The 25,455-nt window shown below is 50.7% G+C and carries 20 protein-coding genes, 1 tRNA gene, 2 rRNA genes and 1 pseudogene; 13 read left to right on the top strand and 11 right to left on the bottom strand.

The annotated features are described in order from the left end of the window. From WES_RS00055 to WES_RS00065, 3 genes are all read right to left on the bottom strand, one after another. Nucleotides 1-2,792: ribosomal RNA gene (locus WES_RS00055) — 23S ribosomal RNA — on the bottom strand; the annotation flags it as partial. Nucleotides 2,793-2,983: 191 nt separating this feature from the next. Next, nucleotides 2,984-3,059, bottom strand: a tRNA-Glu gene (locus WES_RS00060). Between the two features lie 85 nt (nucleotides 3,060-3,144). Beyond that, nucleotides 3,145-4,686, bottom strand: a 16S ribosomal RNA gene (locus tag WES_RS00065). 477 nt (nucleotides 4,687-5,163) lie between these two features. Here WES_RS00065 and WES_RS00070 point away from each other — a divergent pair. Both WES_RS00070 and WES_RS24615 read left to right on the top strand, forming a co-directional pair. Then, the gene (locus WES_RS00070) at nucleotides 5,164-5,856 is read left to right on the top strand and encodes a FadR/GntR family transcriptional regulator (RefSeq protein ID WP_001131157.1); all 693 of its coding nucleotides are present in this window, start codon (nucleotides 5,164-5,166) and stop codon (nucleotides 5,854-5,856) included. Nucleotides 5,857-6,015: 159 nt separating this feature from the next. Beyond that, nucleotides 6,016-6,135 (top strand): annotated as a pseudogene (locus WES_RS24615) (hypothetical protein); the annotation flags it as partial. Here the strand turns inward: WES_RS24615 and rbsR are convergent. The 7 genes from rbsR to kup form a co-directional block, all read right to left on the bottom strand. Then, complete coding sequence (rbsR, locus tag WES_RS00075; protein WP_016159913.1) at nucleotides 6,101-7,093, bottom strand: ribose operon transcriptional repressor RbsR; 993 nt, start codon at nucleotides 7,091-7,093, stop codon at nucleotides 6,101-6,103. The pseudogene WES_RS24615 and the gene rbsR sit on opposite strands and share 35 nt — an antisense overlap. A gap of 3 nt (nucleotides 7,094-7,096) precedes the next feature. Further along, entirely contained in the window at nucleotides 7,097-8,026 is a 930-nt protein-coding gene (rbsK, locus tag WES_RS00080; RefSeq protein WP_016159914.1) for a ribokinase, read from the bottom strand. A 125-nt stretch (nucleotides 8,027-8,151) separates the two neighbouring features. Then, the gene (gene rbsB, locus WES_RS00085; RefSeq protein WP_001056273.1) at nucleotides 8,152-9,042 is read right to left on the bottom strand and encodes a ribose ABC transporter substrate-binding protein RbsB; all 891 of its coding nucleotides are present in this window, start codon (nucleotides 9,040-9,042) and stop codon (nucleotides 8,152-8,154) included. 24 nt (nucleotides 9,043-9,066) lie between these two features. Next, nucleotides 9,067-10,032 (bottom strand): ribose ABC transporter permease, encoded by a 966-nt coding sequence (rbsC, locus tag WES_RS00090; protein ID WP_000211858.1) that lies wholly within the window; start codon nucleotides 10,030-10,032, stop codon nucleotides 9,067-9,069. A gap of 4 nt (nucleotides 10,033-10,036) precedes the next feature. Then, nucleotides 10,037-11,542 carry a ribose ABC transporter ATP-binding protein RbsA gene (gene rbsA, locus WES_RS00095; protein ID WP_016159915.1) on the bottom strand — a complete coding sequence of 502 codons (1,506 nt, stop codon included), beginning with the start codon at nucleotides 11,540-11,542 and terminating at the stop codon, nucleotides 10,037-10,039. A 7-nt stretch (nucleotides 11,543-11,549) separates the two neighbouring features. Further along, nucleotides 11,550-11,969, bottom strand: coding sequence for a D-ribose pyranase (gene rbsD, locus WES_RS00100; protein ID WP_016159916.1), 420 nt, complete (start codon nucleotides 11,967-11,969; stop codon nucleotides 11,550-11,552). A 166-nt stretch (nucleotides 11,970-12,135) separates the two neighbouring features. Further along, nucleotides 12,136-14,004 carry a low affinity potassium transporter Kup gene (kup, locus tag WES_RS00105; RefSeq protein WP_000102310.1) on the bottom strand — a complete coding sequence of 623 codons (1,869 nt, stop codon included), beginning with the start codon at nucleotides 14,002-14,004 and terminating at the stop codon, nucleotides 12,136-12,138. Between the two features lie 222 nt (nucleotides 14,005-14,226). Here kup and ravA point away from each other — a divergent pair, with 222 nt between their 5' ends. Together ravA and viaA are read left to right on the top strand one after the other, a co-directional pair. Further along, on the top strand, nucleotides 14,227-15,723 hold the full coding sequence (ravA, locus tag WES_RS00110) for an ATPase RavA (protein WP_010350991.1): 1,497 nt from the start codon (nucleotides 14,227-14,229) through the stop codon (nucleotides 15,721-15,723). Next, nucleotides 15,717-17,168 (top strand): ATPase RavA stimulator ViaA, encoded by a 1,452-nt coding sequence (viaA, locus tag WES_RS00115; RefSeq protein WP_016159917.1) that lies wholly within the window; start codon nucleotides 15,717-15,719, stop codon nucleotides 17,166-17,168. Before ravA ends, viaA begins: the two co-directional genes overlap by 7 nt. 4 nt (nucleotides 17,169-17,172) lie before the next feature. Here the strand turns inward: viaA and asnA are convergent, their stop codons facing one another. Then, the gene (asnA, locus tag WES_RS00120) at nucleotides 17,173-18,165 is read right to left on the bottom strand and encodes an aspartate--ammonia ligase (protein ID WP_000845138.1); all 993 of its coding nucleotides are present in this window, start codon (nucleotides 18,163-18,165) and stop codon (nucleotides 17,173-17,175) included. Between the two features lie 152 nt (nucleotides 18,166-18,317). Here asnA and asnC point away from each other — a divergent pair, with 152 nt between their 5' ends. From asnC to atpH, 9 genes are all read left to right on the top strand, one after another. Further along, nucleotides 18,318-18,776, top strand: coding sequence for a transcriptional regulator AsnC (gene asnC / locus WES_RS00125; RefSeq protein WP_000432970.1), 459 nt, complete (start codon nucleotides 18,318-18,320; stop codon nucleotides 18,774-18,776). A gap of 89 nt (nucleotides 18,777-18,865) precedes the next feature. Next, nucleotides 18,866-19,309: an FMN-binding protein MioC gene (gene mioC / locus WES_RS00130; protein ID WP_000763742.1), complete on the top strand. Its 444-nt coding sequence runs from the start codon at nucleotides 18,866-18,868 to the stop codon at nucleotides 19,307-19,309. Nucleotides 19,310-19,687: 378 nt separating this feature from the next. Next, entirely contained in the window at nucleotides 19,688-21,577 is a 1,890-nt protein-coding gene (mnmG, locus tag WES_RS00135; protein ID WP_000499771.1) for a tRNA uridine-5-carboxymethylaminomethyl(34) synthesis enzyme MnmG, read from the top strand. Nucleotides 21,578-21,640: 63 nt separating this feature from the next. Beyond that, the gene (gene rsmG, locus WES_RS00140; RefSeq protein WP_000932852.1) at nucleotides 21,641-22,264 is read left to right on the top strand and encodes a 16S rRNA (guanine(527)-N(7))-methyltransferase RsmG; all 624 of its coding nucleotides are present in this window, start codon (nucleotides 21,641-21,643) and stop codon (nucleotides 22,262-22,264) included. A 616-nt stretch (nucleotides 22,265-22,880) separates the two neighbouring features. Further along, nucleotides 22,881-23,261, top strand: coding sequence for a F0F1 ATP synthase subunit I (gene atpI, locus WES_RS00145; protein WP_000116663.1), 381 nt, complete (start codon nucleotides 22,881-22,883; stop codon nucleotides 23,259-23,261). A gap of 8 nt (nucleotides 23,262-23,269) precedes the next feature. After that, on the top strand, nucleotides 23,270-24,085 hold the full coding sequence (atpB, locus tag WES_RS00150) for a F0F1 ATP synthase subunit A (protein WP_000135622.1): 816 nt from the start codon (nucleotides 23,270-23,272) through the stop codon (nucleotides 24,083-24,085). Nucleotides 24,086-24,131: 46 nt separating this feature from the next. After that, entirely contained in the window at nucleotides 24,132-24,371 is a 240-nt protein-coding gene (gene atpE / locus WES_RS00155) for a F0F1 ATP synthase subunit C (protein ID WP_000429386.1), read from the top strand. Nucleotides 24,372-24,432: 61 nt separating this feature from the next. Then, on the top strand, nucleotides 24,433-24,903 hold the full coding sequence (gene atpF / locus WES_RS00160) for a F0F1 ATP synthase subunit B (RefSeq protein WP_001052219.1): 471 nt from the start codon (nucleotides 24,433-24,435) through the stop codon (nucleotides 24,901-24,903). A gap of 14 nt (nucleotides 24,904-24,917) precedes the next feature. Beyond that, the gene (gene atpH, locus WES_RS00165) at nucleotides 24,918-25,451 is read left to right on the top strand and encodes a F0F1 ATP synthase subunit delta (protein WP_001288587.1); all 534 of its coding nucleotides are present in this window, start codon (nucleotides 24,918-24,920) and stop codon (nucleotides 25,449-25,451) included. Nucleotides 25,452-25,455: the final 4 nt, after the last annotated feature.

Below are 25,455 nucleotides of genomic sequence, written 5' to 3'. Positions count from 1 at the left end.
TCAGGGAGAACTCATCTCGGGGCAAGTTTCGTGCTTAGATGCTTTCAGCACTTATCTCTTCCGCATTTAGCTACCGGGCAGTGCCATTGGCATGACAACCCGAACACCAGTGATGCGTCCACTCCGGTCCTCTCGTACTAGGAGCAGCCCCCCTCAGTTCTCCAGCGCCCACGGCAGATAGGGACCGAACTGTCTCACGACGTTCTAAACCCAGCTCGCGTACCACTTTAAATGGCGAACAGCCATACCCTTGGGACCTACTTCAGCCCCAGGATGTGATGAGCCGACATCGAGGTGCCAAACACCGCCGTCGATATGAACTCTTGGGCGGTATCAGCCTGTTATCCCCGGAGTACCTTTTATCCGTTGAGCGATGGCCCTTCCATTCAGAACCACCGGATCACTATGACCTGCTTTCGCACCTGCTCGCGCCGTCACGCTCGCAGTCAAGCTGGCTTATGCCATTGCACTAACCTCCTGATGTCCGACCAGGATTAGCCAACCTTCGTGCTCCTCCGTTACTCTTTAGGAGGAGACCGCCCCAGTCAAACTACCCACCAGACACTGTCCGCAACCCGGATCACGGGTCCACGTTAGAACATCAAACATTAAAGGGTGGTATTTCAAGGTCGGCTCCACGCAGACTGGCGTCCACGCTTCAAAGCCTCCCACCTATCCTACACATCAAGGCTCAATGTTCAGTGTCAAGCTATAGTAAAGGTTCACGGGGTCTTTCCGTCTTGCCGCGGGTACACTGCATCTTCACAGCGAGTTCAATTTCACTGAGTCTCGGGTGGAGACAGCCTGGCCATCATTACGCCATTCGTGCAGGTCGGAACTTACCCGACAAGGAATTTCGCTACCTTAGGACCGTTATAGTTACGGCCGCCGTTTACCGGGGCTTCGATCAAGAGCTTCGCCTTGCGGCTGACCCCATCAATTAACCTTCCGGCACCGGGCAGGCGTCACACCGTATACGTCCACTTTCGTGTTTGCACAGTGCTGTGTTTTTAATAAACAGTTGCAGCCAGCTGGTATCTTCGACTGATTTCAGCTCCACGAGCAAGTCGCTTCACCTACACATCAGCGTGCCTTCTCCCGAAGTTACGGCACCATTTTGCCTAGTTCCTTCACCCGAGTTCTCTCAAGCGCCTTGGTATTCTCTACCTGACCACCTGTGTCGGTTTGGGGTACGATTTGATGTTACCTGATGCTTAGAGGCTTTTCCTGGAAGCAGGGCATTTGTTGCTTCAGCACCGTAGTGCCTCGTCATCACGCCTCAGCCTTAATTTTCCGGATTTGCCTGGAAAACCAGCCTACACGCTTAAACCGGGACAACCGTCGCCCGGCCAACATAGCCTTCTCCGTCCCCCCTTCGCAGTAACACCAAGTACAGGAATATTAACCTGTTTCCCATCGACTACGCCTTTCGGCCTCGCCTTAGGGGTCGACTCACCCTGCCCCGATTAACGTTGGACAGGAACCCTTGGTCTTCCGGCGAGCGGGCTTTTCACCCGCTTTATCGTTACTTATGTCAGCATTCGCACTTCTGATACCTCCAGCATACCTCACAGCACACCTTCACAGGCTTACAGAACGCTCCCCTACCCAACAACACATAGTGTCGCTGCCGCAGCTTCGGTGCATGGTTTAGCCCCGTTACATCTTCCGCGCAGGCCGACTCGACCAGTGAGCTATTACGCTTTCTTTAAATGATGGCTGCTTCTAAGCCAACATCCTGGCTGTCTGGGCCTTCCCACATCGTTTCCCACTTAACCATGACTTTGGGACCTTAGCTGGCGGTCTGGGTTGTTTCCCTCTTCACGACGGACGTTAGCACCCGCCGTGTGTCTCCCGTGATAACATTCTCCGGTATTCGCAGTTTGCATCGGGTTGGTAAGTCGGGATGACCCCCTTGCCGAAACAGTGCTCTACCCCCGGAGATGAATTCACGAGGCGCTACCTAAATAGCTTTCGGGGAGAACCAGCTATCTCCCGGTTTGATTGGCCTTTCACCCCCAGCCACAAGTCATCCGCTAATTTTTCAACATTAGTCGGTTCGGTCCTCCAGTTAGTGTTACCCAACCTTCAACCTGCCCATGGCTAGATCACCGGGTTTCGGGTCTATACCCTGCAACTTAACGCCCAGTTAAGACTCGGTTTCCCTTCGGCTCCCCTATTCGGTTAACCTTGCTACAGAATATAAGTCGCTGACCCATTATACAAAAGGTACGCAGTCACCCCATAAAGAGGCTCCCACTGCTTGTACGTACACGGTTTCAGGTTCTTTTTCACTCCCCTCGCCGGGGTTCTTTTCGCCTTTCCCTCACGGTACTGGTTCACTATCGGTCAGTCAGGAGTATTTAGCCTTGGAGGATGGTCCCCCCATATTCAGACAGGATACCACGTGTCCCGCCCTACTCATCGAGCTCACAGCATGTGCATTTTTGTGTACGGGGCTGTCACCCTGTATCGCGCGCCTTTCCAGACGCTTCCACTAACACACACACTGATTCAGGCTCTGGGCTGCTCCCCGTTCGCTCGCCGCTACTGGGGGAATCTCGGTTGATTTCTTTTCCTCGGGGTACTTAGATGTTTCAGTTCCCCCGGTTCGCCTCATTAACCTATGGATTCAGTTAATGATAGTGTGTCGAAACACACTGGGTTTCCCCATTCGGAAATCGCCGGTTATAACGGTTCATATCACCTTACCGACGCTTATCGCAGATTAGCACGTCCTTCATCGCCTCTGACTGCCAGGGCATCCACCGTGTACGCTTAGTCGCTTAACCTCACAACCCGAAGATGTTTCGTAAAACACCATCGTGTCGCGAAAATTTGAGAGACTCACGAACAACTTACGTTGTTCAGTGTTTCAATTTTCAGCTTGATCCAGATTTTTAAAGAGCAAATATCTCAAACATCACTCGTAAGTGAGTTTTGAGATACATAGGTCGGCGACTTTCACTCACAAACCAGCAAGTGGCGTCCCCTAGGGGATTCGAACCCCTGTTACCGCCGTGAAAGGGCGGTGTCCTGGGCCTCTAGACGAAGGGGACGTATCAGTCTGCTTCGCAAGACGCCTTGCTTTTTACTTTCTATCAGACAATCTGTGTGAGCACTTCAAAGAACGCTTCTTTAAGGTAAGGAGGTGATCCAACCGCAGGTTCCCCTACGGTTACCTTGTTACGACTTCACCCCAGTCATGAATCACAAAGTGGTAAGCGCCCTCCCGAAGGTTAAGCTACCTACTTCTTTTGCAACCCACTCCCATGGTGTGACGGGCGGTGTGTACAAGGCCCGGGAACGTATTCACCGTGGCATTCTGATCCACGATTACTAGCGATTCCGACTTCATGGAGTCGAGTTGCAGACTCCAATCCGGACTACGACGCACTTTATGAGGTCCGCTTGCTCTCGCGAGGTCGCTTCTCTTTGTATGCGCCATTGTAGCACGTGTGTAGCCCTGGTCGTAAGGGCCATGATGACTTGACGTCATCCCCACCTTCCTCCAGTTTATCACTGGCAGTCTCCTTTGAGTTCCCGGCCGGACCGCTGGCAACAAAGGATAAGGGTTGCGCTCGTTGCGGGACTTAACCCAACATTTCACAACACGAGCTGACGACAGCCATGCAGCACCTGTCTCACAGTTCCCGAAGGCACCAATCCATCTCTGGAAAGTTCTGTGGATGTCAAGACCAGGTAAGGTTCTTCGCGTTGCATCGAATTAAACCACATGCTCCACCGCTTGTGCGGGCCCCCGTCAATTCATTTGAGTTTTAACCTTGCGGCCGTACTCCCCAGGCGGTCGACTTAACGCGTTAGCTCCGGAAGCCACGCCTCAAGGGCACAACCTCCAAGTCGACATCGTTTACGGCGTGGACTACCAGGGTATCTAATCCTGTTTGCTCCCCACGCTTTCGCACCTGAGCGTCAGTCTTCGTCCAGGGGGCCGCCTTCGCCACCGGTATTCCTCCAGATCTCTACGCATTTCACCGCTACACCTGGAATTCTACCCCCCTCTACGAGACTCAAGCCTGCCAGTATCAGATGCAGTTCCCAGGTTGAGCCCGGGGATTTCACATCTGACTTAACAGACCGCCTGCGTGCGCTTTACGCCCAGTAATTCCGATTAACGCTTGCACCCTCCGTATTACCGCGGCTGCTGGCACGGAGTTAGCCGGTGCTTCTTCTGCGGGTAACGTCAATGAGCAAAGGTATTAACTTTACTCCCTTCCTCCCCGCTGAAAGTACTTTACAACCCGAAGGCCTTCTTCATACACGCGGCATGGCTGCATCAGGCTTGCGCCCATTGTGCAATATTCCCCACTGCTGCCTCCCGTAGGAGTCTGGACCGTGTCTCAGTTCCAGTGTGGCTGGTCATCCTCTCAGACCAGCTAGGGATCGTCGCCTAGGTGAGCCGTTACCCCACCTACTAGCTAATCCCATCTGGGCACATCCGATGGCAAGAGGCCCGAAGGTCCCCCTCTTTGGTCTTGCGACGTTATGCGGTATTAGCTACCGTTTCCAGTAGTTATCCCCCTCCATCGGGCAGTTTCCCAGACATTACTCACCCGTCCGCCACTCGTCAGCAAAGAAGCAAGCTTCTTCCTGTTACCGTTCGACTTGCATGTGTTAGGCCTGCCGCCAGCGTTCAATCTGAGCCATGATCAAACTCTTCAATTTAAAAGTTTGATGCTCAAAGAATTAAACTTCGTAATGAATTACGTGTTCACTCTTGAGACTTGGTATTCATTTATCGTCCGACGACGTTAAGAATCCGTATCTTCGAGTGCCCACACAGATTGTCTGATAAATTGTTAAAGAGCAGTGCCGCTTCGCTTTTTCTCAGCGGCGCGGGGTGTGCATAATACGCTTTCCCGCTACAGAGTCAAGCATTTTTTTGCTTTTCTCTGCCGGAATTCTCAGGAGAATCCCGCTGACCCGGCGGCTTGTCTGCCGTTGTTCCGTGTCAGTGGTGGCGCATTATAGGGAGTTATTCTGAGCTGACAAGAGGAAATTTAAAATAATTTTCCGAATGCGCGTTTTTTCATCAAAACACCTGTTAGTGTGCCATAAAACAAGCAATTTGCCGTTTTTGCAACCGCAATCACACTTCCAGGTGGCATACTAAGGAGGAAAAAAAGAATAAGGAAGATGAGTATGCCATTAAGCGCACAACAGTTAGCTGCACAGAAAAACCTTTCGTATGTTCTGGCTGAGAAGCTAGCGCAACGGATCTTAAAAGGTGAATACGCACCTGGCACCATTCTGCCTGGTGAAATTGAGCTGGGTGAGCAATTTGGAGTGAGCCGTACTGCGGTACGCGAAGCGGTCAAGACGCTAACGGCAAAAGGAATGGTTTTGCCACGACCACGAATTGGTACGCGTGTCATGCCACAATCCAACTGGAATTTTCTTGATCAAGAGTTGCTCACCTGGTGGATGACTGAAGAGAACTTTCATCAAGTTATTGATCATTTTCTGGTTATGCGTATCTGTCTGGAGCCGCAAGCCTGCTTATTGGCCGCAACGGTAGGCACCGCAGAACAGAAGGCGCATCTCAATACACTGATGGCCGAAATGGTGGCGTTAAAAGAACATTTCCGCCGGGAGCGTTGGATTGAGGTCGATATGGCCTGGCATGAACATATTTATGAAATGAGCGCCAATCCATTTTTGACATCTTTCGCTTCTCTATTTCATTCGGTTTATCACACTTACTTTACGTCAATAACCAGCGACACCGTGATAAAGCTGGATCTACACCAGGCTATTGTCGATGCAATAATCCAAAGCGATGGCGACGCTGCATTTAAAGCTTGTCAGGCGCTGCTACGCTCCCCTGATAAGTAACATAACAAACAGGGCGCTGAATACAGTATGGCGGGTTTGCCGTGCATTGCGGCAAGGGTCATCTTTATACAGACACTAAATCTCACCATCCTGAATACCACCTTATCCGCAACTACTGCCATCATCAGTCATACGCTGACGGTGGCAATGCTTATCAGGGGAATTATTACTGTTGCTTCAGTAGCAGTGTTCATGCTTCTGAAAGCAACTGATGGTAATAATTTGATTAAAAGAAAGCGCAAATCTAAGCCGAGCCGCGCTCCATCAGAATCGGCGTAAGTTGTAGTCGTTGTTGCTGTAGATTTGGCTGTGCCATCCGGTGGATGAGTACATCAATCGCCAGCTCCCCCAGTTCATCTTTTGGTTGATGAATTGTAGTAAGCGGTGGCGTCATAAAGCTTGCCAGTTCAATATCGTCATAGCCAATCACCGCGATATCCTGCGGGACATATAACCCAACCTGATATAGCGCCTGATAAACGCCGACTGCCATAGCGTCATTTCCAGTAAACACTGCCTGTGGGCGTAGCGGATGCGATAACAACTGCTGCATCGCGTCAAACCCGCCGTTAAATTCAAAATCGCCAGTGACTTCATAACCATCAGGAACGTCAAGGCCAGCACGCTTCATTGCCGCCCGATAACCTTCCAGCCGCAAACGTGCAGGCGTTTTATCCAACGGGCCGGTAATACAGGCAATTCGGGTATAACCTTTGTCGATTAGATATTGCGTCGCTAAATCACCGCCCAGCAACGAGTTATCCTGAATAAGATCGCTGTCGCCATCGAACGGCGCCCAGTCCATCATCACTGTAGGGATTGTTGGATAACGTTGCATTATTTCACGCGAAGGCTGGTGTGTTTCAGTACAGAGTAATAGCAAACCATCTACACGCTTTTGCATCAGCGTTTCCAGATTGCGATTCATTCGCTGCTCATCGCCTTCGGTATTACACAGAACAAGACTATAACCGCGCTCGAAACAACTACGTTCAACGCCACGCACCAGTTCAGAATAGAAAGGATTGGTACTGGCAGTGATCAACATGCCAATGGTATGTGTTTGATTGAGCTTGAGGCTACGCGCCAGAGCTGATGGCGCGTAATTGAGTTCTTTAATCGCCGCTTCAACTTTGGCGGTAATCGCTTCACTGACGAAGCGATCTTTATTGATGACGTGAGAAACTGTTGAGGTAGAAACGCCCGCCAGGCGGGCAACATCTTTCATTGTAGCCAAGCGTCACCTCTGCCTGTCTAAAAATGCTTCGATCTCTTCACGCCACGGTACGGAAGGTTGTGCGCCTTTACGTGTTACGGCAATCGCAGCGGCAGCATGGGCAAAACGAATCGCCTCTGGCAATGGTTTTTCTTCCAGCAACGCCGTGATTAACGCGCCGTTAAAGGTATCTCCGGCAGCAATGGTATCGACAGCCTGCACCCGGAATCCAGGAACGCGCTGACCTTCACCATTCACGCTAGCCCATACACCACGACTTCCTAAAGTAATCAGTACAGTACGGATACCTTTTTCATGCAGTACTTGCGCTGCCTTCGCTGCATCTTCATCATTTGCAACACGAATACCGGTGAGCTTTTCTGCTTCCGTTTCGTTTGGCGTAATAATATCCACCAGCGCCAGCAGTTCGTCAGGAAGTTCGCGAGCCGGAGCCGGGTTAAGCGCAACGATAGTCTTATTTTGATGGGCGATTTTCGCCGCTGCCATCACACTTTCGAGTGGTGATTCCAACTGCATTAATAATGCTGACGCGTTGGCAATACGCTCACGTTGCGCTTCCACCAGCGCCGGGGAAAGGGCAGCATTAGCGCCGGCATGAATACCGATGACATTCTCACCTTCGCCATTAACAAAAATCAGCGCCACACCTGTTGATTCGCCTTTGATCACGCTGACCGGAGAAATATCGATGTTATCAGTGGCGAGCTGCTGGCGAACACTCTCACCAATACTGTCATCCCCCGTGCAGGCAATAAACGCGATATTCGCACCGCTACGCCCTGCAGCCACAGCCTGATTCGCGCCTTTACCGCCGAATGCGACTTGATAGTGGTTACCGGTTACGGTTTCGCCTGGAGTAGGAAAAGATTGAAGATTAAGAATGTGGTCAGCATTAATGCTGCCAAGAACAACGAGGCTGCCTGCGTTTTGCATATTCGGGATGTCCATAAAATGCGCCACCGTGTTAGGGTGGCGCGTGCCCTGCTTTTCTTTATATTACACGTTCATCTGTCGATGACGTATTTATGTCACCATCAGGTCATACAACCTGATTAAAACTACTGCTTAACAACCAGTTTCAGATCAACCGGATACTTAGCCTGAACTTTCTCGCCTTTCAGCACTTTATCGGCGGTTTCGACGCCTTTAGCGCCAATCTGATCGGGTAGCTGAGCGATAGTCGCTGCTAGTTTGCCATCATTCACCGCTTTTTCGCCATCCGGTGTACCGTCAAATCCGACGACCATCACATCCGATTTACCGGCAGTTTGCAGTGCGCGCAGCGCGCCCAGCGCCATTTCATCATTCTGCGCGAACACCGCCTGTACATCCGGGTGAGCGGTCAGCAGGTTCTGCATGACGTTCAAACCTTTGGTGCGATCGAAGTCTGCCGGCTGGCTGGCAAGAACGTTAAACTTGTGAGCAGCAACGGCCTGCTGGAAACCTTCACCACGTTCACGAGCAGCGGATGTACCGGCAATACCTTGCAGTTCGATAACTTTTGCACCTTCGCCAGCTTTCTTCGCGATGTAATCACCAGCAATTTTTCCGCCCAGTACGTTATCTGAAGCAATGTGGCTCACCACTTCACCTTTCGTTGCCTGGCGGTCAAGAGTGATAACCGGAATGTTCGCCTGGTTAGCCATCTTCACAGCATTACCTACTGCGTCGGAGTCCGTCGGGTTAATCAGCAGAATTTTGGTGCCGCGAACGGTTAAGTCCTGCACGTTCGCCAGCTCTTTCGCCGGGTTGTTCTGGGAGTCCAGCACCACCAGGTTATAACCGAGTTTATCCGCCTCTTTCTGCGCACCATCTTTCAGCGAAACAAAGAACGGGTTATTGAGCGTGGAAACCACCAGCGCAATGGTGTCTTTTGCCATCGCATTCGCACTGACGGTGGCGCTTAACGCAACAGCAGAAACCAGGGTAGCCAGTTTTTTCATGTTCATATTCAAGATGTCCTGTAGTCGTTATTACTGCTTTTTGTTGTCTACCAGCACCGCCAGCAAAATCACCACCGCTTTGACGATCATCTGGTAATAGGAGGAAACACCTAACAAATTCAACCCATTATTAAGGAAGCCAAGAATTAATGCGCCGATCAACGTCCCAACAATGCGACCTTTTCCGCCCGCCAGGCTCGTACCGCCCAGAACCACCGCAGCAATAGCATCCAGCTCATAGCCAGTACCCGCCGTGGGTTGCGCGGAGGAGAGGCGCGCCACTTCAATGATCCCGGCCAGCGATGCCAGCAGACCACAAAGAGAATAGACGATGATTTTGATTTTATTGACGTTGATACCAGAAAGACGCGTTGCCGCTTCGTTACCACCCAGCGCGTAGATGTAACGTCCCAGACGCGTGTGATGCAGCATGTACCAGGCCGCGAGGAAGACAATCCCCATGATCCAGACAGGCGTCGGAACACCCAGCGGACGACCAATACCAAACCAGCCGAACAGATCGGCGTTCTCAGTAAATCCGGTATTCACCGGGCTACCGTTGGTGTAAACCATGGTCACGCCGCGCAGTAAAAGCATCATAACCAGCGTAGCGATGAACGCCTGGACGCGACCTTTCGCCACAATCACCCCGGTTACCGCACCAATTGCGGCACCTAAGGCGAGAGCGGCTGCGACAGCCACCAGCGCGTTGACTTCAATGCCGACGATAGATGCAGCAACTGCGCCGGTCAGCGCCAACAGAGAACCTACCGACAGGTCGATGCCTGACGTCAGAATAACCAGTGTCATCCCGACCGCCATAATGGCGTTCACCGAGGTTTGCTGGAGAATATTGAATAAGTTATTGATGGTGAAAAAGTTCGGGCTTAACGTCGAGACAATCGCGATCAGCACCAGCAGAGCGATAAGCGATTTCTGCTCCATCAGCCACGCTTTCGTGAAATAACGGCGACCAGAGACAGTCTGGGTTGTCATTTTTTTACTCCTGATTCACGCGATTAAGCTTGCCCACAGCGGCAGCCATTAACACTTCCTGAGTGGCCTGCTCACGAGTAAATTCCCCGCTGAGATGCCCTTCATGCATGACGATAATGCGATCGCTCATGCCTAATACTTCTGGCATTTCCGATGACACCAGAATGATGCTCAAGCCATCGGCTTTAAACTGGTTAATCAGTTGATAGATCTCTTTTTTCGCGCCGACATCTACACCACGGGTAGGCTCATCAAGGATCAACACTTTAGGGCGAGTCATCAGGCCACGAGCAATCGCCACTTTTTGCTGATTGCCACCGGAGAGCAAACCAATTGCCTGTTCCATCGACGGCGTCTTCACGTTGAACAGACGGATAAAATCACTGACCGCCTGCTGCTCATCCGCATGTTTCAGGCTACCACCAGTGCGACTGAAGTAGCGTAGCGCGGTCAGTGACATGTTCTCTTTTACTGACATCCCCAGCACTAAACCGTCGCGTTTACGGTCTTCAGAGATATACACAATGCCATTCGCCAGGCCATCCTGCGGCGAGCGGGTAACGACCTCATGCCCATCCAGGGTGACGTAACCGCTGGTGCGCGGCAGGGCGCCGTAGAGCACTTTCATCAGTTCGGTACGGCCTGCGCCCATCAAACCAGAGACGCCAAGAATTTCGCCTTTGCGTAAAGTAAAAGAGACATCGTTAACGCCGGATCCGCAGAGATTATCGACTTTCAGTAAGACGTCCCCCGGCGCTTTGTCCAGGTGTGGATACTGATCTTCCAGCTTACGCCCCACCATCATCTCAATCAGTGAATCTTCAGTCAGTGATGCTACTTCGCGCTCGGCAATAAATTGCCCGTCACGAAAAACCGTAACGTCATCACAAATCTCGAAGATTTCTTTCATGCGGTGGGAAATATAGACAATGCCGCGCCCCTGCGATTTCAGTTCGCGGATAACGCGGAACAGGGATTCAGTTTCGGTATCGGTTAGCGCATCGGTCGGTTCATCCATAATGATGACTTTCGACTCAAAGCTCAGCACTTTGGCAATTTCCACCATCTGCTGGTCGCCAATAGAAAGATCGCCCACCAGCTTGTCGCTTTTAAAGCGCAGGTTAAGTTTGGCTAAGAGTTTATCCGCTTCGGCATACATGGTTTTCCAGTCAATTTTGCCAAAGCGATTAACAAACTCACGACCGAGGAAAATGTTTTCTGCGATGGTCAACTGCGGGATCAGGTTCAGTTCCTGGTGGATAATCCCAATCCCGGCTTCCTGGGAGGATTTCGGCCCGGTAAAAGTAGTCTCTTTCCCCAGCCATAAAAGCGTACCGGCATCACGGGTATAGATACCGGTCAGCACTTTCATCATGGTGGATTTACCCGCGCCGTTTTCACCCACCAGTGCCATCACACGACCTGGATAGACATTTAACGCGGCTCCCGAGAGAGCTTTTACGCCCGGGAACGCTTTATCGATGCCTTTAAGCTGTAGTAATGCTTCCATGGCGGCCTCAGAACGTCACGCCAGCACAGAGAATGATATTCGCATACGGAGAACATTCTCCGCTGCGAATTACCGCCTGACTTTCTGCGGTTTGTTGTTTGAATTGTTCATGCGTGGTGTAACGAATTTCAATGGTGTTTCCCTGGTGTTTTTGCAGCTGCTCAAGGTGAGTGAGCAACGTTTCGTGGAGTTGCGGATTATGTTGTTTGATCTCTTCCGCGATAATGGCTGCCTCGACCTGCATTTCACTTGTGACGACGCCCAGCACCTGCATAAAAGAAGGTACACCCTGGGTTAATGCCATATCGATACGCGTTGTCGTTTTAGGGATGGGTAAACCAGCATCACACACCACCAGCGTATCGGTATGCCCCAGGCGGGAGATCACCGACGAAATATCAGAATTAAGAACGGCGCCTTTTTTCATTTTTTTCTCCATCAGCGAAACGTTTCGCTGACCCGCAGTTTAATCCCGACTGATTAAGGAAAACCATCACGACGTTACGGAAATGTGATCAACATCGAAACGTTTTACATCGTGAGTAACCATGAAAACAAAAACGCCCCCTTATGGAGAAAGGAGGCGTCTGGAGTTAGATTTCGACCTGAGTACCCAGTTCGATAACCCTGTTTGGTGGAATTTCAAACTGATCTGGCGCGCGCAGCGCATTACGTTGCAACAGCAAGTATAGCTTGCCACGCAGACGCAAGTACCACGGGCGTTTGCCGAGGATTAACGACTCATGCGACATAAAGAAAGAGGTTTCCATCATCCGGCAACTTAACCCTTCCAGACCGCAACGGTGGAAAACTTCTTCCACGTTTGGCGTTTCTCGCCAACCATAACTTGCCACCACGCGCCAGAAAGTGGGCGACAATTGTTCAATCTGTACCCGACGGACGTTATGGACATATGGAGCGTCTTCAGTACGCAGAGTTAACAGAATAACCCGCTCATGCAACACCTTGTTATGTTTAAGGTTATGCATCAACGCAAAGGGAATGACATTAATTGCACGCGACATATACACAGCGGTTCCGGGAACGCGAACAGGCGGTGATTTCTCCAGTGAAGCAATCATCGCTTCCAGAGAGTTACCATGTTCGTGCATCCGACGCAGCAGGCGGAAACGCTCGCTCTTCCAGGTCGTCATCACGATAAACATCACCGTGCCGAGGCTCAGAGGCAACCAGCCACCGGAAAGCAGTTTATCGAGGTTAGCGGTAAACAGAGGGATATCGACACACAGGAAAGCAATCAGGATCAGCGCAACAAAATACTTATTCCAGTGCCAGTTCTGACGCGCCACGGTAGTTGAAAGAATAGACGTCAGTACCATCGTTCCGGTCACCGCAATCCCATACGCCGCCGCCAGGTTGCTGGAGTGCTCAAAGCTGACAATGACAATCACGACTGCGACATAGAGCATCCAGTTCACAAACGGAATGTAGATTTGCCCTGACTCCATTTCAGAGGTGTGAATAATGCGCATCGGCGACAAGTATCCCAGACGTACTGCCTGACGCGTCAATGAGAAGACACCAGAGATAACCGCCTGCGAGGCAATCACCGTTGCCAGTGCTGCAATTATCAGTAGCGGGATCAGTGCCCAGTCCGGAGCCAACAGGAAGAACGGGTTCTTAATCGCTTCCGGGTGTTTTAACAGCAGCGCCCCCTGCCCAAAGTAGTTAAGGGTCAAAGACGGCAATACGACGGTGAACCACGCCAGGCGAATAGGGAACTTACCAAAGTGCCCCATATCGGCATACAGCGCCTCGACACCGGTAATCGACAGTACCACCGCGCCTAACGCAATAAAGGAAACGGTTTTATATTCAAGGAAGAAATGCACCGCCCACATCGGATTCAGCGCATGTAACACTTCCGGGTTGGCAATAATGCTACGTAACCCCAGCCCCGCCAGAATCAAAAACCAGGTCAGCATAATCGGCGCAAACAGCTTACCGACCATAGCAGTGCCATGTTTTTGAATCATAAACAGTAAAGTGAGAACGATGATTGAGAGGGGAACTATCCAGGTATCCAGCTGCGGAGCGACGATTTCCAGACCTTCTATAGCGGACATCACCGAAATGGCAGGAGTTATGACAACTTCACCATAGAAGAAACTGCCGCCGATTAGCCCCATAATCACCAGCATTGACGTCGTTCGCGCCGACGTATTGCGCCCGGCAAGCGACATCAACGTCAGGATCCCCCCTTCACCGGCGTTATCTGCACGCATGACGAAGGTGAGATATTTTATGGAAACCACAAAGATTAGCAGCCAGAAGATCAGCGATAAAAAACCAAACACGGCATCGCGTTCAACGCCAAAACCAAACTGGCCGGACAAACATTCACGAAGTGTATATAACGGGCTGGTACCAATATCGCCGTAGACAACTCCAATCGCCGCGAGGGTAATCGCGGGCAACGATTGCTTATTATCAGTGCTCATAGACTAGTCTTTCGTTGAAATATGAAATGTGTGCGTAGTCCCTTGGCCCACAAAAAAGCGCACAGTATGCACGATTAACGGCAAAATCGTACTCCTAAATGCGGCCACATTAACCTGGCTCAAAGAAAAATAGCCCTCCTTTGAGACTATTTTTGCCACCAGCAAGAAACGTCTATACTCGCAGTTTACGCAGAACTTTTGACGAAAGGACGCCACTTCATTATGGCTCACCCTCATTTATTAGCGGAAAGAATTTCCCGTCTGAGCAGTTCGCTGGAAAAAGGGCTTTATGAACGTAGCCACGCCATCCGCCTGTGTTTGTTAGCGGCATTAAGTGGTGAAAGCGTATTCCTGCTTGGCCCGCCAGGTATTGCTAAAAGTTTAATCGCCCGGCGCTTAAAATTCGCCTTCCAGAATGCGCGCGCGTTTGAATATCTGATGACCCGCTTCTCCACACCGGAAGAAGTTTTTGGCCCCCTTTCTATTCAGGCGTTAAAAGATGAGGGACGCTATGAACGCTTAACCAGCGGCTACCTGCCGGAAGCGGAAATCGTCTTTCTTGATGAGATCTGGAAAGCCGGGCCAGCGATTCTTAATACCCTACTAACCGCTATTAATGAACGCCACTTCCGCAACGGCGCACATGTTGAAAAAATCCCTATGCGTCTGCTGGTGGCAGCATCCAACGAACTGCCAGAAGCAGACAGCAGCCTGGAAGCATTATATGACCGTATGCTGATTCGTCTGTGGTTAGATAAAGTGCAGGATAAAACGAATTTTCGCTCCATGCTGACCAGCCAACAGGATGAAAACGACAATCCCGTTCCGCCATCCTTGCAGGTCACGGATGAAGAATACGAACGCTGGCAGAAAGAGATTGGTGAAATTACGCTGCCCGATCATGTATTTGAGCTGATTTTTATGCTGCGTCAGCAACTGGATAAATTACCGGATGCGCCTTATGTCTCCGACCGTCGCTGGAAAAAAGCGATCCGCTTATTGCAGGCCAGCGCCTTTTTTAGCGGTCGCAGCGCGGTTGCCCCGATTGATCTCATCTTGCTGAAAGATTGCCTGTGGTATGACGCCCAAAGTCTGAATTTAATTCAACAACAAATTGACGTATTGATGACCAGTCATGCGTGGCAGCAACAGGAAATGCTGACGCGACTGAGTGCAATTGTGCAGCGTCGCCTGCAACTTCAGCAACAACAAAGCGATAAAACAGCCTTTACGGTGATTCGTCAGGGTGGCATGTTCAGCCGTCGCCCGCAGTATCAACTTCCAGCCAACATAACCGCCTCCACACTGACCCTGTTGCTGCAAAAACCATTAAAATTGCATGATATGGAAGTTGTTCATATCGCTTTTGAGCGTAGCGCGCTGGAACTGTGGCTGAACAAAGGCGGCGAGATTCGCGGCAAATTAAATGGTATCGGTTTTGCCCAGAAGCTAAATATGGAAGTTGATAGCGCCCAACATCTGGTGGTGCGCGATGTGAGTTTGCAGGAGGCGACTCTGGCGCTGCCCGGCGCATCGGCAGAGGGGCTACCCAGCGAAATAAAACAACAACTAGAAGATCTTGAAAGCGACTGGCGCAAGCAACACGCCTTATTCAGCGAACAGCAAAAATGTCTGTTTATCCATAGCGACTGGTTAGGTCGCATTGAAGCCAGCCTACAGGATGTCGGCACCCAGATTCGCCAGGCGCAACAATGCTAACACTGGATACGCTCAATGTGATGCTGGCCGTCAGCGAAGAGGGATTGATCGAAGAGATGATCATCGCTCTGTTGGCCTCGCCGCAGTTGGCGGTCTTCTTTGAAAAATTCCCACGACTGAAGGCGGCAATCACTGATGATATTCCCCGCTGGCGTGAGGCGCTGCGCAGTCGGCTGAAAGATGCCAGAGTTCCGCAGGAACTCACGGAAGAGGTCATGTGCTATCAGCAAAGCCAGCTTCTTTCCACGCCGCAATTTATTGTGCAACTACCGCAGATACTGGATTTACTGCATCGACTGAATTCCCCGTGGGCCGAACAAGCCCAGCAGTTGGTTGATGCCAACAGCACGATCACTCCGGCATTACACACGCTTTTTCTCCAGCGTTGGCGCTTAAGTCTGATCGTGCAAGCGACGACGTTAAATCAACAGTTATTAGAAGAAGAACGCGAACAACTGTTGAGTGAAGTTCAGGAACGCATGACGTTAAGCGGGCAGCTTGAACCGATTCTGGCAGAAAACAACACCGCAGCCGGTCGTCTGTGGGATATGAGCGCCGGTCAGCTTAAACGCGGCGACTATCAGTTAATTGTAAAATACGGTGAATTTCTTAACGAACAGCCGGAACTGAAGCGCCTGGCGGAACAGCTGGGGCGTTCGCGGGAAGCCAAATCAATACCCCGCAACGATGCGCAGATGGAAACCTTCCGCACCATGGTGCGCGAACCGGCGACCGTTCCTGAGCAGGTTGATGGTCTGCAACAAAGCGATGATATTTTACGCCTTCTACCGCCAGAACTGGCGACGCTTGGGATAACTGAACTGGAGTATGAATTTTACCGTCGGCTGGTGGAAAAGCAGTTACTCACCTATCGCCTGCACGGTGAGTCGTGGCGTGAAAAAGTTATCGAACGCCCGGTGGTACATAAAGATTACGACGAACAGCCGCGCGGACCGTTTATTGCCTGCGTGGATACTTCTGGCTCAATGGGCAGCTTTAATGAACAGTGTGCGAAAGCGTTCTGCCTGGCATTAATGCGCATTGCCCTCGCTGAAAACCGGCGCTGCTTTATTATGTTATTTTCCACCGAGATCGTCCGTTATGAGCTTTCAGGCTCACAAGGCATCGAACAAGCGATTCGCTTTTTAAGCCAGCAGTTTCGTGGCGGCACAGATCTTGCCAGTTGTTTTCGCGCCATTATGGAACGCTTGCAAAGTCGGGAATGGTTTGACGCCGATGCGGTGGTGATTTCTGATTTTATCGCCCAGCGGTTGCCTGACGACGTGACGAGTAAAGTGAAAGAGTTGCAGCGGGTACATCAGCATCGCTTTCATGCCGTGGCGATGTCGGCACACGGCAAACCCGGTATCATGCGCATTTTCGATCATATCTGGCGCTTTGATACCGGGATGCGTAGCCGCCTGCTCAGACGCTGGCGGCGATAAATTATTACAGCAGAGAAGGGACGCTCTCACGAACTGCCGCAGGCCAAACGCCACACTGGACCTGGCCGATATGCGGCAGTTGCAGCAGTAGCATGGTCAAACGAGACTGACCGATACCGCCGCCGATGGTCTGCGGCATTTCACCGCGCAGCAGCGCCTGATGCCACTCCAGTTGCAGGCGATCTTCGTCACCGGTTAGCGCCAGTTGGTGCTTCAGCGTATCGGCATCCACGCGGATCCCCATAGAAGAAAGTTCAAACGCATCTTCCAGCACCGGGTTCCACACCAGAATATCGCCGTTCAGACCTGCATGACCCAGTTCTGACGGAGTGCTCCAGTCATCATAATCCGGTGCACGCACGTCGTGGCGATGACCATCACTCAGCTTGCCGCCAATCCCAACGAGGAATACCGCGCCAAGATCTTTCGCAATCGCCCGTTCACGCCCTTTGGCATCAAGATCCGGATAACGAGACAGTAATTCCTGGCTGTGTACGAAGTGGATCTGATCCGGCAGGAACGGTGTCAGGCCAAACTCCTCACTAACAGCAGCTTCGGTTGCTTTAATTCCCGCCCAGATCGCCTCTACGGTACTTTTCAGAGTCGAGAATTGACGCTCGCCGTCGCCCATTACGCGTTCCCAGTCCCACTGGTCAACATAAACCGAGTGCAGCGGGGAAAGACGGTCTTCATCGGGGCGAAGGGCTTTCATGTGCGTGTACAGCCCTTCGCCCACGCTGAAGTCGTGTTGCCCTAACGTCTGACGTTTCCACTTCGCCAGTGAATGAACCACTTCGAACTGGGCATCAGGCAGAGCTTTCACTTTTACCTGCACCGCTTTTTCACAGCCCGACAAGTTATCCTGCGTGCCATCCCCCACACGACTAAGGATTGGCGCCTGGACTTCAATCAGTCCTAAGCGTTCTTCCAGTTGACGAGAAAAGTGAGATTTCACGAAGCTAATTTGACGTTGTTTGGCAATGTAAGCGGTTTTCATTTTTTTATACTCCTGCGTCCTGTTGCTTATGATTAAGCAACAAAAACCAGCACACATGCAATAATCATTCAATAAAAAGCCTTACTCACTTTTGATTCATTAAAAAAGAAGGCTAAAATAGAATGAATCATCAATATGAATAAGAAAATCCTATGGAAAATTATCTAATCGACAATCTGGACCGTGGCATCCTGGAAGCATTAATGGGCAATGCGCGCACCGCTTACGCTGAACTGGCGAAACAATTTGGCGTCAGCCCGGGGACGATTCACGTTCGTGTAGAGAAAATGAAGCAGGCGGGGATCATTACCGGTGCGCGTATCGACGTTAGCCCGAAACAGCTCGGTTATGATGTAGGTTGCTTTATCGGCATTATATTGAAGAGTGCCAAAGACTATCCTTCCGCTCTGGCAAAACTGGAAAGCCTCGACGAAGTCACCGAAGCCTACTACACCACCGGGCACTACAGCATCTTTATCAAAGTGATGTGCCGTTCGATCGATGCCCTCCAGCATGTACTTATCAACAAGATCCAAACAATTGATGAAATTCAGTCCACTGAAACACTGATCGTCCTGCAGAACCCGATCATGCGTACTATCAAGCCATGATCGGCTTTTTTAATCCCATACTTTTCCACAGGTAGATCCCAGCGCGTTCACAGCGTACAATACGCCACTCTTAATAAAGGTGGCGGTTTATGGCAGATATCACTCTTATCAGCGGCAGCACCCTCGGCGGTGCCGAATATGTAGCAGAACACCTGGCTGAAAAGCTGGAAGAGGCGGGTTTTACCACCGAAACGCTGCACGGTCCGCTGTTGGAAGATTTATCTGCCTCGGGGATCTGGCTGGTTATCAGTTCCACCCACGGTGCCGGAGATATTCCGGACAACCTTTCTCCTTTCTATGAAGCATTGCAGGAACAGAAGCCCGATCTTTCTGCAGTCCGCTTTGGCGCAATCGGTATTGGCAGTCGTGAATATGACACCTTTTGTGGGGCTATCGATAAACTCGAGGCAGAACTCAAAAATTCCGGTGCAAAACAGACAGGCGAAACACTGAAGATCAACATTCTTGATCACGACATTCCGGAAGATCCGGCAGAAGAATGGCTGGGATCGTGGATTAATTTACTCAAATAAGTATACAGATCGTGCGATCTACTGTGGATAACTCTGTCAGGAAGCTTGGATCAACCGGTAGTTATCCAAAGAACAACTGTTGTTCAGTTTTTGAGTTGTGTATAACCCCTCATTCTGATCCCAGCTTATACGGAGCAGGATCACCGATCATTCACAGCTAATGATCCTCAGCAGGTTGTTGATCCTAAAAGATAGATCTGCGTTATCCACAGACAAGATCGATCCTAATAAGAGATCACAATAGAACAGATCTCTAAATAAAAAGATCTTCTTTTTAATACCCAGGATCCCAGGTCTTTCTCAAGCCGTCAAAGTTGAGTAGAATCCACGGCCCGGGCTTCAATCCATTTTCATACCGCGTTATGCGAGGCAATCACCATGTTTTATCCGGATCCTTTTGACGTCATCATCATTGGCGGGGGTCATGCAGGCACCGAGGCCGCGATGGCTGCGGCGCGTATGGGTCAACAGACTCTGCTTTTGACACACAATATCGACACCCTGGGGCAGATGAGCTGCAACCCGGCAATCGGCGGTATTGGGAAGGGACATCTGGTAAAAGAAGTGGATGCACTCGGCGGTCTGATGGCAAAAGCGATCGACCAGGCGGGTATTCAGTTTAGGATACTAAACGCCAGCAAAGGGCCGGCGGTTCGTGCAACCCGAGCACAGGCGGATCGTGTGCTCTACCGTCAGGCAGTACGCACTGCTCTTGAGAATCAACCGAACCTGATGATCTTCCAGCAGGCGGTTGAGGATCTTATTGTCGAAAACGATCGTGTGGTCGGTGCTGTCACCCAAATGGGGCTGAAATTCCGTGCTAAAGCAGTCGTGCTTACTGTCGGCACTTTTCTTGACGGTAAGATTCATATCGGCCTGGATAATTACAGCGGTGGTCGTGCTGGAGATCCGCCTTCCATTCCGCTCTCACGCCGTTTGCGTGAACTTCCACTGCGCGTTGGTCGTCTGAAAACCGGTACGCCGCCGCGTATTGACGCGCGCACCATCGATTTCAGTGTGCTGGCGCAACAGCATGGCGATAACCCAATGCCGGTGTTCTCGTTTATGGGCAACGCAGCACAGCATCCACAGCAGGTGCCGTGCTATATCACCCATACCAACGAGAAAACGCATGACGTGATCCGCAGTAACCTCGATCGTAGTCCGATGTATGCCGGAGTGATCGAAGGTGTCGGCCCACGCTACTGTCCGTCGATCGAGGATAAAGTCATGCGCTTCGCTGACAGAAATCAGCATCAGATCTTCCTTGAGCCGGAAGGGCTAACCTCGAACGAAATTTATCCGAACGGCATCTCCACCAGCCTGCCGTTCGATGTGCAGATGCAAATCGTCCGCTCCATGCAGGGGATGGAAAACGCGAAAATCGTGCGTCCGGGTTATGCCATTGAGTATGACTTTTTCGATCCGCGCGACCTGAAACCGACGCTGGAAAGCAAGTTTATTCAGGGGCTGTTCTTTGCTGGTCAGATTAACGGTACTACCGGTTACGAAGAAGCTGCAGCGCAAGGTTTGCTGGCCGGTCTTAACGCCGCTCGCCTGTCTGCTGACAAAGAAGGCTGGGCGCCTGCGCGATCCCAGGCTTACCTTGGCGTACTGGTCGATGACCTGTGCACTTTAGGAACCAAAGAACCGTACCGTATGTTTACCTCGCGCGCAGAATATCGACTGATGCTGCGTGAAGATAACGCAGACCTGCGTCTGACTGAAATTGGTCGTGAGCTGGGGCTGGTTGATGATGAACGTTGGGCGCGCTTTAACGAGAAGCTTGAGAACATCGAGCGTGAGCGTCAGCGTCTGAAATCGACCTGGGTAACGCCGTCTGCGGAAGCTGCAGCCGAAGTGAATGCTCACCTGACTGCACCGCTTTCCCGTGAAGCCAGTGGTGAAGATCTGCTGCGTCGTCCGGAAATGACCTATGACAAATTAACTACACTGACGCCGTTTGCTCCTGCGTTGACAGACGAACAGGCGGCGGAACAGGTTGAGATTCAGGTTAAATACGAAGGTTATATTGCGCGTCAGCAGGATGAGATCGAAAAGCAGCTGCGTAACGAGAATACCTTGCTGCCTGCGACGCTGGATTACCGCCAGGTATCCGGTCTTTCTAACGAAGTGATCGCCAAACTCAACGATCACAAACCGGCTTCTATTGGTCAGGCTTCGCGTATTTCTGGCGTCACGCCTGCGGCTATCTCCATTCTGCTGGTATGGCTGAAAAAACAGGGTATGCTGCGTCGTAGCGCATAACGCATTAAAAATGCCAGGTAAGCACCCGCTTACCTGGCAACGCATCAAGAACAGGTAATCACCGTGCTCAATAAACTCTCTTCACTGCTGAAAGACGCAGGAATTTCGCTTACCGATCACCAGAAAAATCAGCTTATTGCCTACGTAAATATGCTGCACAAATGGAACAAAGCGTACAACCTGACTTCGGTACGCGATCCTAATGAGATGCTGGTACGCCATATTCTCGACAGCATTGTCGTTGCACCTTATCTGCAAGGTGAACGTTTTATTGATGTCGGCACCGGCCCGGGTCTGCCCGGCATTCCTCTCTCTATCGTACGCCCTGACGCTCACTTCACACTACTGGATAGCCTCGGTAAACGCGTGCGTTTCCTGCGTCAGGTTCAACATGAATTGAAACTTGAGAACATTGAGCCGGTACAGAGTAGGGTAGAAGAGTTTCCGTCAGAGCCACCGTTTGATGGTGTAATTAGCCGTGCTTTTGCCTCTCTGAACGATATGGTGAGCTGGTGCCACCATCTTCCAGGTGAGCAAGGCCGCTTCTATGCGCTGAAAGGACAAATGCCGGAAGATGAAATAGCCCTATTGCCTGCAGAATATCAGGTTGAATCAGTGGTTAAACTTCAGGTTCCGGCTCTGGATGGCGAACGCCATTTGGTGGTGATTAAAGCAAATAAAATTTAATTTTTATCAAAAAAATCATAAAAAATTTATCGGTTTGACTGTTAACAACAACCAGGTTTTCTACTGATATAACTGGTTACATTTAACGCCACGTTTACCGTTTTGCATCAATGAACTAACGTGGCTTTTTTGGGTAAGCAGGAAATAGGTCATCGGTGAAAATATCAGTCTGCTAAAAATCGGCGCTAAGAACCATAATTCGCTGTTAAAATATTATTAAGAATGTCAATGCCTGGTTTTTATTATGTAAATGCCATTTATGAAAACAGTATCTGTTTTTAGACTGAAATATCAGAAACTTGCAATGGCATCATTTGCCAAGTAAATAAATATGCTGTGCGCGAACATGCTCAATCTGTGATCTGAAGCACTCTTTACCACCAGTGTTTACGCGTTATTTACAGTTTTTCATGATCTGGTATGGTTAGCAGAAAAGTCGCAATTGTATGCACTGGAAAAATATTTAAACATTTATTCACCTTTTGGCTACTTATTGTTTGAAATCACGGGGGCGCACCGTATAATTTGACCGCTTTTTGATGCTTGACTCTAAGCCTTAAAGAAAGTTTTATACGACACGCGGCATACCTCGAAGGGAGCAGGAGTGAAAAACGTGATGTCTGTGTCGCTCTTGAGTCGAAACGTTGCTCGGAAGCTTCTGCTCGTTCAGTTACTGGCGGTGATAGCAAGTGGATTGCTGTTCAGCCTCAAAGACCCCTTCTGGGGCGTCTCTGCATTAAGCGGGGGCCTGGCAGTCTTTCTGCCTAACGTTTTGTTTATGATATTTGCCTGGCGTCACCAGGCGCATACACCAGCGAAAGGCCGGGTGGCCTGGACATTCGCATTTGGCGAAGCTTTCAAAGTTCTGGCGATGTTGGTGTTACTGGTGGTGGCGTTGGCGGTTTTAAAGGCGGTATTCTTGCCGCTGATCGTTACGTGGGTTTTGGTGCTGGTGGTTCAGATACTGGCACCGGCTGTAATTAACAACAAAGGGTAAAAGGCATCATGGCTTCAGAAAATATGACGCCGCAGGATTACATAGGACACCACCTGAATAACCTTCAGCTGGACCTGCGTACATTCTCGCTGGTGGATCCACAAAACCCCCCAGCCACCTTCTGGACAATCAATATTGACTCCATGTTCTTCTCGGTGGTGCTGGGTCTGTTGTTCCTGCTTATGTTCCGTAGCGTAGCCAAAAAGGCGACCAGCGGCGTACCAGGTAAGTTTCAGACCGCGATTGAGCTGGTAATCGGCTTTGTTAATGGTAGCGTGAAAGACATGTACCATGGCAAAAGCAAGCTGATTGCACCGCTGGCCCTGACGATCTTCGTTTGGGTATTCCTGATGAACCTGATGGACTTACTGCCTATCGATCTGCTGCCGTATATCGCAGAACACTGGATCGGTTTGCCGGCACTGCGTGTGGTTCCGTCTGCTGACGTGAACGTGACGCTGTCGATGGCACTGGGCGTATTTATCCTGATTCTGTTCTACAGCATCAAAATGAAAGGCATCGGCGGCTTCACGAAAGAGTTGACGCTGCAGCCGTTCAATCACTGGGCGTTCATCCCTGTCAACTTAATCCTTGAAGGGGTAAGCCTGCTGTCCAAACCAGTTTCACTCGGTTTGCGACTGTTCGGTAACATGTACGCAGGTGAGCTGATTTTCATTCTGATTGCTGGTCTGTTGCCGTGGTGGTCACAGTGGATCCTGAATGTGCCGTGGGCCATTTTCCACATCCTGATCATTACGCTGCAAGCCTTCATCTTCATGGTTCTGACGATCGTCTATCTGTCGATGGCGTCTGAAGAACATTAATTTACCAACACTACTACGTTTTAACTGAAACAAACTGGAGACTGTCATGGAAAACCTGAATATGGATCTGCTGTACATGGCTGCCGCTGTGATGATGGGTCTGGCGGCAATCGGTGCTGCGATCGGTATCGGCATCCTCGGGGGTAAATTCCTGGAAGGCGCAGCGCGTCAACCTGATCTGATTCCTCTGCTGCGTACTCAGTTCTTTATCGTTATGGGTCTGGTGGATGCTATCCCGATGATCGCTGTAGGTCTGGGTCTGTACGTGATGTTCGCTGTCGCGTAGTAAGCGTTGCTTTTATTTAAAGAGCAATATCAGAACGTTAACTAAATAGAGGCATTGTGCTGTGAATCTTAACGCAACAATCCTCGGCCAGGCCATCGCGTTTGTCCTGTTCGTTCTGTTCTGCATGAAGTACGTATGGCCGCCATTAATGGCAGCCATCGAAAAACGTCAAAAAGAAATTGCTGACGGCCTTGCTTCCGCAGAACGAGCACATAAGGACCTTGACCTTGCAAAGGCCAGCGCGACCGACCAGCTGAAAAAAGCGAAAGCGGAAGCCCAGGTAATCATCGAGCAGGCGAACAAACGCCGCTCGCAGATTCTGGACGAAGCGAAAGCTGAGGCAGAACAGGAACGTACTAAAATCGTGGCTCAGGCGCAGGCGGAAATTGAAGCCGAGCGTAAACGTGCCCGTGAAGAGCTGCGTAAGCAAGTTGCTATCCTGGCTGTTGCTGGCGCCGAGAAGATCATCGAACGTTCCGTGGATGAAGCTGCTAACAGCGACATCGTGGATAAACTTGTCGCTGAACTGTAAGGAGGGAGGGGCTGATGTCTGAATTTATTACGGTAGCTCGCCCCTACGCCAAAGCAGCTTTTGACTTTGCCGTCGAACACCAAAGTGTAGAACGCTGGCAGGACATGCTGGCGTTTGCCGCCGAGGTAACCAAAAACGAACAGATGGCAGAGCTTCTCTCTGGCGCGCTAGCGCCAGAAACGCTCGCCGAGTCGTTTATCGCAGTTTGTGGTGAGCAACTGGACGAAAATGGTCAGAACCTGATTCGGGTAATGGCTGAAAATGGTCGTCTTAACGCGCTCCCGGATGTTCTGGAGCAGTTTATTCACCTGCGTGCCGTGAGTGAGGCTACCGCTGAGGTAGACGTCATTTCCGCTGCTGCATTGAGTGAACAACAGCTCGCGAAAATTTCTGCTGCGATGGAAAAACGTCTGTCACGCAAAGTTAAGCTGAATTGCAAAATCGATAAGTCTGTAATGGCAGGCGTTATCATCCGAGCGGGTGATATGGTCATTGATGGCAGCGTACGCGGTCGTCTTGAGCGCCTTGCAGACGTCTTGCAGTCTTAAGGGG

The sequence above is a fragment of the Escherichia sp. KTE31 genome, assembly GCF_000407925.1.
Lineage (GTDB): Bacteria > Pseudomonadota > Gammaproteobacteria > Enterobacterales > Enterobacteriaceae > Escherichia > Escherichia ruysiae.
The sequence above is the reverse complement of the archived record's forward strand: the minus strand, read 5'-3'. Positions and strand labels throughout refer to the sequence as shown.